This window comes from Halococcus dombrowskii (genome assembly GCF_022870485.1).
GTDB lineage: Archaea > Halobacteriota > Halobacteria > Halobacteriales > Halococcaceae > Halococcus > Halococcus morrhuae.
The window spans coordinates 1,599,852-1,612,857 of the sequence record NZ_CP095005.1 but is presented as its reverse complement, the minus strand read 5'-3'; the positions used below and the strand labels follow the sequence as shown (position 1 = coordinate 1,612,857).

The following is a 13,006-nucleotide window of genomic DNA, read 5'->3' as shown; positions in this document are numbered from 1 at the left end:
ATAAAAGACGACTGACCCCGGACGCTATGGCCGCTGCGCTTCTCGACCGTGTATGGACCACCGCCTCGGCTTCGAACCGATTTCGGAGGAGCTCGATCGCGTACCGCTGCCCGTCGAGGGCGATCTCCCCGACTGGCTCGCGGGAATCCTGCTCCGCAACGGCCCTGGCCGCTTTCGCGTCGGCAACCGGACGCTCAACCACTGGTTCGACGGGTTCTCGCTGCTCCGACGGTTTGCGATTCAGGATGGCCAAGTCCACTACTCGAATCGCTTCCTCCGGAGCGAGGCGTACGAATATGCCCGTGAGCATGGCGAACTCGGCTTTCGCGAGTTCGCTACCGTCCCCGACATCGGTCCCCTCGACCGATTGAAACGACTGCTCTCACCGAGGATCACCGACAACGCCTGCGTCGATATCGAGACACGCGGCGATTCCGTCGTCGCCACCACCGAAAGCCCGCGTCCGCTGGAGTTCGATCCCGAGACGCTCGAAACGCGCGGCCAGCACGCTCGCGAACCGTTGGGCACCACGACGACGGTACATCCTCACTACGACGCCCACCGCGGGGAGACGATCGGCTACGCGACGCGTTTTGGCCGGAACCCGGGCTATACGCTCTATCGAATTCCCGACGGGCGGACGGACCCCGAGATCGTCGGCGGCGTGACGGTCGACGAGGCCGCCTATCTCCACAGTTTCGCGCTCACCCCGAACTACGTGGTGCTCGCCGAGAACCCGTTCGTCGTCTCGCCGCTCGCACTACTCCGGGGATCGACCGTGGCCGGGAGCTTCACCTGGAAACCCGAGCACGGCTCGCGTTTCATCGTCTTCGATCGCGCATCGGGCGATGTCGCCACGACCCATCGGACGGAGCCGTTCTTCGTCTTCCATCACGTCAACGCCTTCGAGGTGGACGAGGAGATCGTGCTCGATCTCGTGACCTATCCCGACGCGTCGGTGGTCGACGCGCTCGGCCTCGACAACCTCCGCTCGCCGTCGCCGACGCTGCCGACGGGCGAACTCAACCGATATCGGCTCCCGGAGGGGAGTTCGGCACGCGGCGTCGAACGGGAGACGCTCCATCCGGGTCACATCGAGTTCCCGACGATCGACTACGCGCGCCGAAACACCCGTCCGTATCGCTACGTCTACGGCGTGAGTAATCGGGAGCGACCGCCAGCGGAGTTCCAGAACCAACTCGTGAAGATCGACGTCGAGGCACGGACCGCCGAGACGTGGGACGAGCCGAACTGCTATCCCGGCGAGCCGGTGTTCGTACCAGCGCCCAGTACCCCCGGAACTGCAGCCTCGCGACGGGAGGACGAGGGCGTGCTCCTCTCGGTCGTACTCGATGCCGACGCCGGGCGGTCGTTCCTCCTCGTGCTCGACGCGGCGACCTTCGAGGAGCGCGCCCGCGCCAGGGTTCCACACGCGATCCCGTTCGGCTTCCACGGCCAGTTCTATCGTGACGGCGAGCGACCGACGCGCTCGATGGCCTAACGGGCGGGGGGCAACGCGCATTAGCGTGGCGAGCTATCCCGATATATGGACGATACCATCGCGGTCGTCACGGGCGTGAGCCGGGGCGTCGGCCGGGCGGTCGCACACCGTTTCGCCGAGGAGGGCGCACACGTCGTCGGCTGTGCGCGCAGCACGGACGCGCTCGACGAGCTCGCCGCGGATGCGAACGAGCTGGACGGCGAGATCACCACGCAGCGCGCCGACGTGCGCGACGAGTACGACGTGGAACGGCTCTGCGAGACCGCGGCGAACGTCGGCGAGATCGGTCTCGTGGTGGCGAACGCGGGCGTCTATCACGGCCCGGCCGGCGAGACGCCGCTGGCCGACGAGAGCTACACGGCGTTCGACGATCATCTCCGGACGAACGCCCGCGGGGTCTTCGCGACGGTCCGCGAGGCTGTCCCCCACCTCGCTGACGATGCGCGCGTGCTCGTTCCGACGGGGGCGATCGCCCGCGAGGCGCAGGCCGGATTCGGTTCGTACGCCGTCTCCAAGGCGGCCGCGGAGGCACTCGTCCGCGGGTTCGCCACCGAATTGGACCATTCAGTAGGACTGCTCGATCTCGGGCAGGTCGCGACCGATCTCGCTGGCGAGGCCGGCCGCGATCCCGCGGATATCGCCGAGATGTTCGTCTGGGCGGCGACCGAGGCCGACGGCGAGGATCTCGACGGCTCGGTTCTCGACCTGCGCGCGTGGCGACAGGCGACGCGCTGAGACGGCCCGCACGACGGATTTATTAACTTCGATGTTGATGTTGCTAACAGAATGGAGAGCATCGACGCGGTCGGTCTCGAACGGCGCGAGCGAGTACCGTGGATCGGTGTCGTCGGCCTGGTGGCACTCGTCGCTCTCTCGGCGCTCGGGGCACTTGCAGGCCTTTGGAAGGTGCTGGTCGTCAGCTGGGCTGCCTTCGCCGCGATGGCCGGCGGGGCGGTTTTCGGCGCACGCTCGCGAGAGCGGAACGCGGCGCGATCGGTCCGGGCTGACGGGCTCGCGAGCGGCGCGATGATCACGAGTGCGGCCATCTTCCTCGTCCCTCAGGCGATCGGCTATCAGCCGCAGTTGGGGGGACTCGGCATCGCGGCCGGGATCGTCGCGGGCTACGCCGGCCACACCGTCGGCCACCGCCTCACGCATCTCGACCTCCCGCTCGAAACGACGACCGCACAGCTCACCGCACACGCGCTGGCCGCCGGGATCGTCATCGGGACGGTCTACACGCTTCTGCCCGATCTCGGGCTGCTGCTCGGCCTGAGTATCATCTCGCACAAAGCGCCCGCGGGCTACGCCGCCGCCGATCGCCTCCGAGCGGAGGGGCTACCGGTCGGCGCGATCGCGCTGCCGGCGGCCGGCGTCGGGATCACGGCGCTGCTCGTGGGATTGATCGAACCACCGAGCACGATGGCGCTCAACGCAGTCGTCTTCGGCTTCGCCGCGGGCATCTTCCTCCACATCGCGATGGATTTCCTGCCCGAGTGCGAGACCGGTGGCGAGCACGCTCACGACCATACGCACGGCGCGGCCCACGCACGCCTCGATCGACTGCGCACCCACGCGGTGGCGAGCACGATCGCCGGCGCGGGCGCAGTGGCGCTTGCGTGGCTGCTGATCGCCTGAAAAATCGCGATCCACACACGATTCGTTCGAATCCATCCGTCGGAAGGTATTTTGCCATTTGGTAGCATAGTTCAATCGCCATGAGCGTCATCGCCGAGTGCAGCCTCGACCCGGATCGGCTCTCGTTCGCGACGGCGCTGTCGGCCACCTCAGCGGTCGAACTCGACGTCGAACGGGTGTACAGAACGCGCTCGGCGATGCCGGTCGTGTTCTGCTGGGCGCGCAGCGACGATCTCGACGCCTTCGAGAGCGCGCTCGCGGACGACGAGACCGTCACCGACGTCAAACGGTTGAGCGACGCGGACGATCGCCGGCTCTATCGCGCTCGACTGACCGGTCGGGCGTCGGTCGTGACCTACGACGCGTGGGTCGATCTCGGGGCTGCACGGCTCGAAATGCGGTACGTCGACGGCCGCTGGCACGCCCGAATTCGCTTTCCCGGTCGCGATGCGCTGGCCACCTTCCGGGAGTTCTGTCTCGATCACGATCTCGATTTCCAACTCGACCGGCTCTACGACAGCGATGGCGACGACGCCGAGACGGCTCGAAACCGTCTCACGACCAGTCAGCGCGAGGCGCTGCGGCTGGCCCACGAGGGTGGCTACTTCGCGATCCCGCGGGAGACGACGCTCGCCGAAATCGCCGCGGAGCTCGACATCTCGGATCAGGCCACTTCCGAACGGCTGCGGCGTGGCTGTGGTCGACTCGTCAGCGATCGGTTCGGGTGACATTCACTTTCGCTATCATGCAGGACCGTTTCGGTCGTCCCCGCTAACTATGTGATGGGGTGGCTCCCCGAACGGTCCGTTGCGTGGCATCACCGTACCGTTCCCGCCCCCGCTTTCCGGACGTCACACGGCCAGCGACAGCTCGATCTCGGTCGTCGGGTCCGACAGGCCCCAGAGCATCCCGAGGAGAACGGCATCCAGAGTGTCGATGACGCGGCGCTCGCTCACGTCGAGCCCCACAGTGTTCCGCGGCCGAATCGCACGGGTCACGAGAGCTGTCAAGCATAGAGCGGATAAAACCGTTCGACCACGGTGGAATCAGCTATAGCCGCGCCAGCGATGGCCGCATTCGGTACATTTGAAGAATCGGGTAGGTGGCTCGTCGGCCGAACCGGTCTGTTTGATCGTATACCACGCGCGCTCGGCTCCACATTCCTCGCATTCGACTTCGGCCGTCGGTTTCCCCTCGTCGGCCGCGTCCTCGCTGGTCTCGATGACGTCGCTATCGCTCTGTGATTCGGTGCTCACGAACGACGCCGCCACCTCCTCGTCCTTCGGCACGCGTGCGCCACAGTCCGAACAGACCATCTCGTCGCCGTCCGCGTGCATCATCGAGCCGCAATCATCGCAGAACTGCATACATCGGGATAGACGCTCGACGCGCAAAAGCGTCCGCTTACTCTGTCGAGTTCACTTTTCACAGCCTCGGGTTTGTGGTTCCTCCGTGCCACATCGCGTTGAAGCGTTCGACGAATTCCAGGGAGAGATCGTCTGTATCCGTCCCCGAGCCATAGGAGGGACCCTTTCGAGTAAGTCTTATCCCCACTGTACCCCAACGGTTTCCATGAGCACTACGACACGCCCGCGGTTCACGATTTCCGAGGGGGAGAGTACCGATCTATGGGTTGCCAAAGAAGAGCAGACGGGCATCGTTAGTCAGGGAAGTAACCCGTCTGCAGCGCTTGACAACCTTCAAGAAGCCCTCGAATTGTATCACCGACCGGATTCTGAAGAGGCAGCGGTGACGGAAGCCTCGGCTCCTTGGTTCGAGTGAGCCGATCCACCTTTTCCGGCGAAGACATCATCAGCGCTCTCGACAACTGGGGCTACAAGAAGGTCGGCCAAACCGGCAGCCATGCGAAACTCAGGTACACCAACCCTGATACTGGAGAAAAGCGAACGGTCATCGTTCCCTACCACGACGAGATCGATACGGGTACACTGAAAGGGATTGCCGAACAGGCCGGAGCCAAGGATTTCCAGAACTTCCTCGACGAGATAGAGAAAATGGTCTGAGATCGTTCCGATTCAAAAAACGTTCGCCTATTCCATCGTTTCGATGCGCGCACCCTCGTTATCCGGCTCACAGATCACGACGTCGCCATCGACGCCCGCAGCCGACAGCGCGTCCTGGGCCGCCTCCCGTGCCGTTTGGGCGCGCTCGTCGTCCGTGAGCCCATAGACGGCGGGCCCCCACGAGGACTGGCCCGCACCGGCCACGGCCGGCGAGCGTTCCAGTACGTCGATGAGATCGCCGAGCGGCGGGCGATAGACGCCACCCTGTTCGTCGGCGTACCACGCGCCATTGAGGCGGCTCACGGCGGTGATCGCACCCCCGAAGGCGTGCCAGTCGTCCTCGGCGACCGCCGGAAGCAGCTGCTGGGCGACGATACGGGCGATGTCGTCGGCGATGCTTGGATCGGCGTGTTCGACCACGCGCTCGATGCTCCGATCCTCGTGATCGTCGCTCCGGCCAGGGGTGATCGACGGAACGACGAGCACGAACCGCCACGAGTCTGCGAGCGTGTGACGAGCGATCGGCTCTGGCACTTCCCACTCGCCCGCGGCGGGGGGCTGGGTGGTGAACCGCTCGGCCCGATGGCCGGCATCAGCGACGAACCCACCCGTCTCGAACGTCGCACAGCCGACGCCCGAGCGCCCGCCGCGACCGAGCTGTGGCGCGCGCTCCCTGACTCGTGGTTCGTGGTCGTATGCCCGCGCGACCGCCGCGAGCGTCGCGAGCGCGAGGCGTGTCCCGCTGCCGAGACCCACGTGTGCCGGCAATCGTTCGTGGATCGTGAGGGCGATTCCAGGACGGTCGAGCAGATCGAGCGCACGTGCCGCGTACTCGCTCGCGTCCGGGTCGTCACAGCGGAGTTCGTCGGCCGGCGCGGCCTCGATGCGGAATCGTGGCTCACGGAGAGAGATTCCGAGACCACCGTAGAGCCGCTCACGCGCGAGCGAGAGGTTTTGAAAGCCGAAATGGATGCGCCCGCCGGCAGTGACCTGAACCCGCGTCATACCGCACCAACCGAGCGCGCGCGAAAGTCGCTTTCTACTCGATGGCCGCGAGCACGGTCGCCGCCGCCCGCCCGGCACCGTTCTCGTACACCGGGCGTTCGAGCGGCTGGCTGACCGCACGCACCACGTGCGCCATCGAGTGTTCGACCTGGAAGCCCGGTAAACCTGTTCGCTCGATCACCCGCGAGACGCCGTGCTGTTCGTCGGTGAACGGGTAGACAATACAGGGCGTACCCGCGACCGCCGCCTCCATGATCGTCGAATAGCCCGAGCAGACGACGCGCTCGGCGGCCCGGAGATACGGCAGCAGCGCCGGCACGCAGTCCCAGTCCTCGCCGCCGACGAGCGTCACCTCGTGGCCCGCAGCCCGGAGTCGTTCAGTGAGCGCCTCGAACCCCATCGAGTACGCGCTCGGCACGACCAGCACGTCGGTCTCGTCGGGCGCGGGCGACCCGTTGGCTGGCACGTCGGTTTCGGGCGGGCTCCCGTCGGCCAGCACGCGCCGTTGCTCGTCGGTCGTTTCCGTTGGCGCGACGTCGAGGGCGATCGGCGGGATCGGTGTCACGCCCGCCGGGTCACCGCGGTCGGGCGGCCAGATCGAGGGGTAGAGAAACGCCTCGGCAGAATAGAGCTGGTGGCGGTTGAGCAGCCAGGTGAACCCCTGCTCGATGACCGCGTCGTAGTAGGAGGCGGCGTTGTGCGTACAGACGAACAGCGGGAGATCGACGAACTCGGCGGCCATCGCGGCGAACATGTCGTCGGTCACCAGCGCGTCCGGCCGTTCGCGGCGCAGCCAGTGCACGTAGTCGTACACTCGGCGTGCGCTGTTGGGCAGGCTGTGGCCGAGCACGTGCAGCAGCGAGCCGCCCTGGTAGTCGCCGATGAAGTCGACGGATGCGGGTTCGTACTGGTCGTAGCCGTTGCGATCGATGAAGCGTGCGCCCGGGCCGCCGCCGGCGAGCGTGACCGTGGCCCCCCGGGCTTCGAGCGCTCTCGCCACCGCCAGCATCCGGGTCGCGTGACCCGCCCCCTCGGGGTAGTGTGCGACGGCCACGATCGAACTCATCGTCCCCTTCTGTCAGCGCAGCCCTCAAAACTGGTTCGACTCGCCCCTCGGGCGCTTCAGTGGCACTTATGTCCGTGGCAACGGAAACCGAACCATGAGTCAGCAGTCCGAACGGCGCGACGAGGCCGAGACGCGCGAGCGCCTCCGCAGCCGGGAAGTCACCGACGGTCCCGAACGTGCGCCCCACCGGGCGATGTTCCGCGCGATGGGGTTCGACGACGCCGATCTCGACTCGCCGATGGTCGGCGTGGCCAACCCCGCCGCCGACATCACGCCCTGTAACGTCCATCTCGACGACGTGGCCGACGCCGCCACCGACGGCATCGACGACGCCGGCGGCATGCCGATCGAGTTCGGCACCATCACGATCAGCGACGCGATCTCGATGGGTACCGAGGGGATGAAGGCCTCGTTGATCTCCCGCGAAGTGATCGCCGACTCCGTGGAGCTCGTCTCCTTCGGCGAGCGCATGGACGCGCTCGTCACCGTCGCGGGCTGCGACAAGAACCTGCCCGGGATGATGATGGCCGCCATCCGCACCGACCTTCCAACCGTCTTCTGCTACGGTGGCTCCATTCTCCCCGGCGAGCACGAGGGCCGGGATGTGACCGTTCAGGACGTCTTCGAAGGTGTCGGTACGTATGCACAGGGTGAGATGAGCCGCGACGAGCTCGACGATCTCGAACGCAACGCCTGCCCGGGTGCCGGCTCCTGTGGCGGGATGTTCACCGCGAACACGATGGCCTCGATCTCCGAGGCGATCGGTCTCGCGCCGCTCGGCAGCGCCAGCCCGCTCGCCGAGAGCGACGAGCGCGAGGCGGTCGCCCACGAGGCCGGCGAGGTCGTCCTCGATGCGATAGAAGCCGACCGCAAACCGTCGGACATCCTCACGCGCGCGAGCTTCGAGAACGCCATCGCCCTCCAGGTCGCCCTCGGGGGCTCCACCAACGGCGTACTCCACCTGCTGGCGATGGCCGCCGAAGCCGACATCGATCTCGACATCGACACGTTCGACGAGATCTCGCAGCGCACGCCGAAGATCGCCAACCTCCAGCCCGGCGGTACGCGCGTGATGGAGGATCTCCACGAGATCGGTGGCGTTCCGGTCGTCATCCGCCGGCTCGTCGAAGGCGGCTACATGGATGGTGGCGCGATGACCGTCACCGGGCGTACGATCAGCGAGGAGTTGGACGAACTCGATCTGCCGGCCGACGACGAGATCGACGCCGACTTCCTGCGACCCGCCGCCGATCCCTTCGACGAGGAGGGTGCGATCCGTATCCTGAAGGGAAATCTTGCGCCGGAGGGTGCGGTCCTGAAGGTCACCAGCGACGACGAGCTCCGACAGGAGGGCACAGTCAGGGTCTTCGAGGGCGAGGAGAACGCGATGGAGTACGTCCAGGAGGGCCACGTCGAGTCGGGTGACGTGGTGTGTATCCGCAACGAGGGGCCGCGCGGTGGGCCGGGCATGCGCGAGATGCTCGGCGTGACCTCGGCGGTCGCCGGCCAGGGCCACGCCGATGACGTGGCGCTGCTGACCGACGGGCGCTTCTCAGGTGCGACGCGTGGGTTCTCGATCGGCCACATCGCGCCCGAGGCCGCTGCCGACGGCCCGATCGCCGCCCTTCAGGACGGCGACACCGTCAGCATCGACGTTGACGAGCGCCGTCTGGAGGTCGATCTGAGCGACGAGGAGATCGAATCACGCTTGGCCGAGCGCGACCGTCCCGAGCCGAACTACACCACCGGCGTGCTCGCGAAATATGGAGCGACCTTCGGCTCGGCGGCCAACGGTGCGGTGACGAACCCCGGCGTGAAACGGGAGTGAGGCGCTGCTGGCGACCGGCGACGTAGCCGGCAAGATGTCTTGACAGGGACGAAAGCATCGGTTGCGTCCAGAAACCGTTCGGAGCTCACGAACTGATGGCGGTTACAACACGTCGTGTGCCAGCCCCAACGGCGGCGACGGCGACGCCGATCCCGAAGGCAACTGCAAGGAGGACGGGTACGAAACCGAACCCGGCCGGATCGTAGCTGGGAACGAGATCGAAAGTGAGCCAGAGGCCTAACGAGAGTTCCAGTCCGAGGACGGCCATCACTGGCACCAATGCGCTCACGAGGAGGCCATCGTTGCGGTAGGCACTGATGAGCGCCACAGCGCCTGCAAGCACTGGAATCGAGGGGATGATCAGGAGATACGTAAACGGGACCCCGTCGTATATCGGGAAACTCGCATAGAGCACGAAACTCGCGAGGAAAACAGCAGCGGCAAGAACGAGAGTCCGCCGTGTGCGATGCCGGTCGCGACCGAAGAGGACAGTGGCACTGACGTAGCTCATGGTAGCCCCATCAGTTTCCAATTACAAATAACTTGAGCACCACAATTTAATACCCATCGTAACACGACAGATCAATGGGGATGGCTCGAAAGCCGGCAGTGAGCGTCAGTGTGGTGCTGTGGCGGTTGCGGGTGGCGGATCCTGGCGTCTGTGGTCGCTCTGTGAACGCAGACTCAGGAGAGTTCACTCGCCTGGCGGATGAAGGGCGAGACCGCGAAGCGGTCGAGGGCTTCGGCGGTGCTGTGCGGCTGGAAGGATAAGGTTCCACCGCGAGCGAACGCGCGGCGCGAAGCGCCGCGAGTTGCGCGAACGGCGCAGTCGTTCGAGAGACGCGGAGCGTCTCTCGGGATGACGAGACACCGAAGGTGTCTCGAACCACCGTGAGCGCGAAGTGAGCGAGCGGGCGCGAGGACGACCGGAGGGAGTCCGACGCGCTTTTTGGTGGAGATTTTTGCCCGAGCGAGCGCGCTCCGCGCGAGCGAGGTGCAAAAAGGTCCATGGGACCGTCGTGATTCGAACACGAGTCCGACGCACCCCATGCGCCGAGGATACCAAGCTACCCCACGGTCCCGCATATCGATGGATGCTGGCTCGTGGATTAAGCCCTTCGCTTCCGTGCGGGCCGGCGACTCGATGGCAGGCGATGGTTTGATGATCCGTTCGTGTGTGAACTCCGACGATGCCTTTGATACCGCTACAGCAGGGCGTGCCGACGAGTGTCGGGGGGTTCGTGAGCCAGTACGGTGAGACGCTCATCAGCGTCGCCACCACAGCCGTGTTGTTCCTCGTCGCGTTCGTGCTCATCTATTTCGTCGGGCGATCGGTGCTCGTCCGTCTCGTTCGAGGAGCGCTCGACGCGCGTGGCTACGATCCGAAAGTCGTGAACCTGGGTGGGACCGTTGCCCGCGCGATCGCGCTGTTCGCGGCGCTCTCGCTCGCGGCGACGATCGCCGGCTTCGGCACCGTGCTCGCGGCGTTTGCGACCCTGTTGGGTGCGCTCTCGCTCGCGGTCGGCTTCGCCGCTCAGGACCTGTTGGCGAACTTCGCTGCGGGTATCTTCATCCTCAAGGACGATCCCTTCGGCATCGGTGACTGGATCGAGTGGCCCTCCAGCAACGAAACCAAATCCGGCGTCGTCCAGGATATCGGCCTGCGCGTGACGAAGCTCAAGACGTTCGACAACGAGCTGATCACCGTCCCGAACTCCGAACTCGCCGACAACGCCGTCACGAACCCCGTCGCCGACGACGAACTCCGCATCCCGTTCACCTTCGGTATCGGCTACGAGGACGACATCGAACAGGCGAAGGAGATCATCGTCGAGGAAGCTGCAGCCGTCGACGGGCTCAAGGGCGATCCCGAACCCGACGTGATCCTCACCGAGCTCGCCGACTCCTACGTGGGGCTGACTGCACGCGCGTACATCACGGAGCCCTCGCGCGGGAAGTACGTCCACACCCTCTCGGCGTGGGTGCAGGCGGTCAAGGAACGCTTCGACGCCGAGGGGATCGACATGCCATACCCCTACACCGAACTCACCGGCGGTGTCGACGTCGAGAACATCGCCGAGGTCGAGCAGGCCCGCGCCGACGACTGATTCGCTACGATCCGAGATCGAGACGCTCTTTCGCCTCGTCGACCGCTGCATCGACGCGATCCTGGAACTCCTCGACCGATCGTTCGACGTAGCGGACGCGATCGCGCGGGATTCGCCGAATGACGTCGTTGCCGTCGTCATCCTCGCCGGTTTTCACCTGCCAGTGATCGTCGAAGTAGACGATGTGTTCGTTGTCGACGTCGATGCTGACCTGTTCACCGTCGAGCCCTTCGTAGACGATCGTCGCGCGCCCGAGCTCCGGGTCGGGGAGATCGATATTCGTCATCGGCGGGAATACGCAAACCGTTCACAAAAGGGTGATCCCTGCAATCGCTCGACCGCAGTCGGGAATGGGAGAGGCGAGCTACACCAACACTCGTTCGAGATCGACCACGGTTCCCGACTCCATCCCGGGGTCGCCGACGAGTCGGCCGAGACAGACCGCCGCGCCGTCGGGCGTGTAGCACGCGACCAGCGGCTCGTCGGCGTCCCCCGGAAGGTCGTCGATCCCGAGCACGCCGGGCGCGTAGACCGGCGCGCCCTCGGCGACCTCGTGGGCGGCGCTGGGGGCGATCTCCACGCGCGGGAGGTGGGTGAGCGCGCGTTCGGCCGGCTGGACGGTGTCGAGAAGCGTTGCTGGATCGCCGTCGTCGGCGAACGCGAGCGCGTCCGTGAGATCGTGCATGCTTACGAGATCCGTATCGTCGAACGGTGTCGTCCCGGCGCGGCGGAGATCGCCCATATGCGCGCCGGTGCCGAGCGCTCGCCCGAGATCGTGACAGAGCTTTCTGACGTAGGTGCCGCTCTCGCAGCGGATGCGGAGGAGCACACGTCGATCCTCGACTTCGAGTGCCGTCAGCTCCGACACCCGGCGAGTGCGCAGCCGACGGGCGACGGCGCTCTTCTTCGGCGGTTTCTGGTAGATCTCGCCCTCGAACTCGGCGAGCACGTCGGCGAGGCTCTCGGGTGCCCGTCCGTGGAGTTCGAGCACGGCGATGTACTCCTTCTCGCCCTCCAGGAACACCTGTGCGAGACGCGTCGCATCGCCGAGCAGGATCGGCAGACAGCCCGTGACCTTCGGATCGAGCGTGCCCGCGTGTGCCGCGCGGTCGGTCCCGACGAGATCACGCACCCAGCCAGTGACCTGGTGGGCGGAGGGTCCCGGCGGTTTGTCGAGGTTGACGACGCCGAAGGAGCAGCGCTTCTCGGCGGTTCGATCGGCCGGCGCGCCGCGCATCAGCGCTCGAAATCGACGGCGACGTTCACTTGCCCCTCGTCGGCTGACGGGTCGTAGGCTGCACACGCCTTCGCGAGCACGTCGACGATGGCGTCCGGTCCCCAGCGGGCGGTGCTCAACGAGAGATCGTAGATCGAGCGATCGCCGATATCGATGCCGTAATACTCCCGATAGCGCTGGGCCTCGCTCGCGGCGCGGGCTTCGGTCTCCTCGCGGGCGACCTCGATCGACTTCTCCTCGCGATCGGCGATGCGCGCGACGCGAACGGACAGCGGTGCGTCGAGCCAGATCCTGAGATCGGCGTATTCGCCGGCCATCCAGCCCGCCAGCCGGGACTCAAGTACGACGTCGTCGCGTTCCTCCGCGATCGTCAGCTGGCGACGGTCGAGCGCCCGATCGATGGCGTCGTCCTCCTCGGCGCGGCGGTTGAGTTCGAGCGCCGTCAGTCCGCGCTCGTCGGCGACCGTCCGAAAGATATCGCCGCCGCTGATGTGTTCGTAGGAGAGTCGGTCGGCGAGCGCCGCCGCCGTCGTGGATTTGCCGACGCCGGCCGGCCCGGACACGGTGACAAACATGCCGTGTCTCGGTCCGGGGCGGTA

16 protein-coding genes and 1 tRNA gene are annotated in these 13,006 nt (G+C 66.1%); 8 read left to right on the top strand and 9 right to left on the bottom strand.

All coding sequences use genetic code 11. From position 1 onward, the window contains the following. The first annotated feature begins 52 nt into the window (after positions 1-52). The 4 genes from MUK72_RS08385 to MUK72_RS08370 all read left to right on the top strand — a co-directional run bounded on the left by MUK72_RS08385 (position 53) and on the right by MUK72_RS08370 (position 3,867). Positions 53-1,501: a carotenoid oxygenase family protein gene (locus MUK72_RS08385; RefSeq protein WP_244698827.1), complete on the top strand. Its 1,449-nt coding sequence runs from the start codon at positions 53-55 to the stop codon at positions 1,499-1,501. A 45-nt stretch (positions 1,502-1,546) separates the two neighbouring features. After that, complete coding sequence (locus MUK72_RS08380; RefSeq protein ID WP_244698824.1) at positions 1,547-2,236, top strand: SDR family oxidoreductase; 690 nt, start codon at positions 1,547-1,549, stop codon at positions 2,234-2,236. Between the two features lie 51 nt (positions 2,237-2,287). Next, complete coding sequence (locus tag MUK72_RS08375) at positions 2,288-3,139, top strand: ZIP family metal transporter (protein WP_244698821.1); 852 nt, start codon at positions 2,288-2,290, stop codon at positions 3,137-3,139. An 80-nt stretch (positions 3,140-3,219) separates the two neighbouring features. After that, positions 3,220-3,867: a helix-turn-helix domain-containing protein gene (locus MUK72_RS08370; RefSeq protein ID WP_244698807.1), complete on the top strand. Its 648-nt coding sequence runs from the start codon at positions 3,220-3,222 to the stop codon at positions 3,865-3,867. Positions 3,868-3,990: 123 nt separating this feature from the next. Here MUK72_RS08370 and MUK72_RS08365 read toward each other — a convergent pair whose 3' ends face one another. Further along, positions 3,991-4,137: a hypothetical protein gene (locus MUK72_RS08365; RefSeq protein WP_244698805.1), complete on the bottom strand. Its 147-nt coding sequence runs from the start codon at positions 4,135-4,137 to the stop codon at positions 3,991-3,993. Positions 4,138-4,185: 48 nt separating this feature from the next. After that, the gene (locus tag MUK72_RS08360; RefSeq protein ID WP_244698803.1) at positions 4,186-4,506 is read right to left on the bottom strand and encodes a transcription factor S; all 321 of its coding nucleotides are present in this window, start codon (positions 4,504-4,506) and stop codon (positions 4,186-4,188) included. A 205-nt stretch (positions 4,507-4,711) separates the two neighbouring features. Here MUK72_RS08360 and MUK72_RS08355 point away from each other — a divergent pair, with 205 nt between their 5' ends. Continuing rightward, positions 4,712-4,921 (top strand): type II toxin-antitoxin system HicB family antitoxin, encoded by a 210-nt coding sequence (locus MUK72_RS08355; RefSeq protein ID WP_244698801.1) that lies wholly within the window; start codon positions 4,712-4,714, stop codon positions 4,919-4,921. Then, positions 4,918-5,163 carry a type II toxin-antitoxin system HicA family toxin gene (locus tag MUK72_RS08350; RefSeq protein WP_244698799.1) on the top strand — a complete coding sequence of 82 codons (246 nt, stop codon included), beginning with the start codon at positions 4,918-4,920 and terminating at the stop codon, positions 5,161-5,163. Before MUK72_RS08355 ends, MUK72_RS08350 begins: the two co-directional genes overlap by 4 nt. Before the next feature lie 27 nt (positions 5,164-5,190). On the opposite strand, the gene MUK72_RS08345 is transcribed toward MUK72_RS08350, so the two are convergent. Beyond that, positions 5,191-6,168: a beta-ribofuranosylaminobenzene 5'-phosphate synthase family protein gene (locus MUK72_RS08345; RefSeq protein WP_244698797.1), complete on the bottom strand. Its 978-nt coding sequence runs from the start codon at positions 6,166-6,168 to the stop codon at positions 5,191-5,193. A gap of 34 nt (positions 6,169-6,202) precedes the next feature. Further along, positions 6,203-7,234, bottom strand: a complete 1,032-nt coding sequence (locus MUK72_RS08340) for a glycosyltransferase (RefSeq protein ID WP_244698795.1) — start codon at positions 7,232-7,234, stop codon at positions 6,203-6,205. A 94-nt stretch (positions 7,235-7,328) separates the two neighbouring features. Here MUK72_RS08340 and ilvD point away from each other — a divergent pair, with 94 nt between their 5' ends. Beyond that, entirely contained in the window at positions 7,329-9,062 is a 1,734-nt protein-coding gene (gene ilvD, locus MUK72_RS08335) for a dihydroxy-acid dehydratase (protein ID WP_244698793.1), read from the top strand. Positions 9,063-9,147: 85 nt separating this feature from the next. Here ilvD and MUK72_RS08330 read toward each other — a convergent pair whose 3' ends face one another. Next, positions 9,148-9,573 (bottom strand): hypothetical protein, encoded by a 426-nt coding sequence (locus tag MUK72_RS08330; RefSeq protein WP_244698791.1) that lies wholly within the window; start codon positions 9,571-9,573, stop codon positions 9,148-9,150. 498 nt (positions 9,574-10,071) lie between these two features. Then, a tRNA-Pro gene (locus MUK72_RS08325) sits at positions 10,072-10,144 on the bottom strand. Positions 10,145-10,252: 108 nt separating this feature from the next. Between MUK72_RS08325 and MUK72_RS08320 the strand changes: the two genes are divergently transcribed. Beyond that, positions 10,253-11,170 carry a mechanosensitive ion channel family protein gene (locus MUK72_RS08320; protein WP_244698789.1) on the top strand — a complete coding sequence of 306 codons (918 nt, stop codon included), beginning with the start codon at positions 10,253-10,255 and terminating at the stop codon, positions 11,168-11,170. 4 nt (positions 11,171-11,174) lie between these two features. Here MUK72_RS08320 and MUK72_RS08315 read toward each other — a convergent pair whose 3' ends face one another. The 3 genes from MUK72_RS08315 to cmk all read right to left on the bottom strand — a co-directional run bounded on the left by MUK72_RS08315 (position 11,175) and on the right by cmk (position 12,982). Then, a complete protein-coding gene (locus tag MUK72_RS08315) occupies positions 11,175-11,456 on the bottom strand; it encodes a hypothetical protein (RefSeq protein ID WP_244698787.1) in 282 nt (93 codons plus the stop codon). A 78-nt stretch (positions 11,457-11,534) separates the two neighbouring features. Next, entirely contained in the window at positions 11,535-12,407 is an 873-nt protein-coding gene (locus MUK72_RS08310; RefSeq protein ID WP_244698785.1) for an RNA-guided pseudouridylation complex pseudouridine synthase subunit Cbf5, read from the bottom strand. Next, complete coding sequence (gene cmk / locus MUK72_RS08305; protein WP_244698782.1) at positions 12,407-12,982, bottom strand: (d)CMP kinase; 576 nt, start codon at positions 12,980-12,982, stop codon at positions 12,407-12,409. Before cmk ends, MUK72_RS08310 begins: the two co-directional genes overlap by 1 nt. Positions 12,983-13,006 lie beyond the last annotated feature (24 nt).

Bases quoted from the DNA above. Each gene is read 5' to 3' on its own strand.
- MUK72_RS08345 (WP_244698797.1), bottom strand. From the start codon at position 6,168: ATGACGCGGGTTCAGGTCACTGCCGGCGGGCGCATCCATTTCGGCTTT.
- MUK72_RS08355 (WP_244698801.1), top strand. From the start codon at position 4,712: ATGAGCACTACGACACGCCCGCGGTTCACGATTTCCGAGGGGGAGAGT.
- MUK72_RS08380 (WP_244698824.1), top strand. From the start codon at position 1,547: ATGGACGATACCATCGCGGTCGTCACGGGCGTGAGCCGGGGCGTCGGC.
- MUK72_RS08385 (WP_244698827.1), top strand. From the start codon at position 53: ATGGACCACCGCCTCGGCTTCGAACCGATTTCGGAGGAGCTCGATCGC.
- MUK72_RS08310 (WP_244698785.1), bottom strand. From the start codon at position 12,407: ATGCGCGGCGCGCCGGCCGATCGAACCGCCGAGAAGCGCTGCTCCTTC.
- ilvD (WP_244698793.1), top strand. From the start codon at position 7,329: ATGAGTCAGCAGTCCGAACGGCGCGACGAGGCCGAGACGCGCGAGCGC.
- MUK72_RS08375 (WP_244698821.1), top strand. From the start codon at position 2,288: ATGGAGAGCATCGACGCGGTCGGTCTCGAACGGCGCGAGCGAGTACCG.
- MUK72_RS08315 (WP_244698787.1), bottom strand. From the start codon at position 11,456: ATGACGAATATCGATCTCCCCGACCCGGAGCTCGGGCGCGCGACGATC.
- MUK72_RS08340 (WP_244698795.1), bottom strand. From the start codon at position 7,234: ATGAGTTCGATCGTGGCCGTCGCACACTACCCCGAGGGGGCGGGTCAC.
- cmk (WP_244698782.1), bottom strand. From the start codon at position 12,982: ATGTTTGTCACCGTGTCCGGGCCGGCCGGCGTCGGCAAATCCACGACG.
- MUK72_RS08330 (WP_244698791.1), bottom strand. From the start codon at position 9,573: ATGAGCTACGTCAGTGCCACTGTCCTCTTCGGTCGCGACCGGCATCGC.
- MUK72_RS08370 (WP_244698807.1), top strand. From the start codon at position 3,220: ATGAGCGTCATCGCCGAGTGCAGCCTCGACCCGGATCGGCTCTCGTTC.
- MUK72_RS08320 (WP_244698789.1), top strand. From the start codon at position 10,253: ATGCCTTTGATACCGCTACAGCAGGGCGTGCCGACGAGTGTCGGGGGG.
- MUK72_RS08360 (WP_244698803.1), bottom strand. From the start codon at position 4,506: ATGCAGTTCTGCGATGATTGCGGCTCGATGATGCACGCGGACGGCGAC.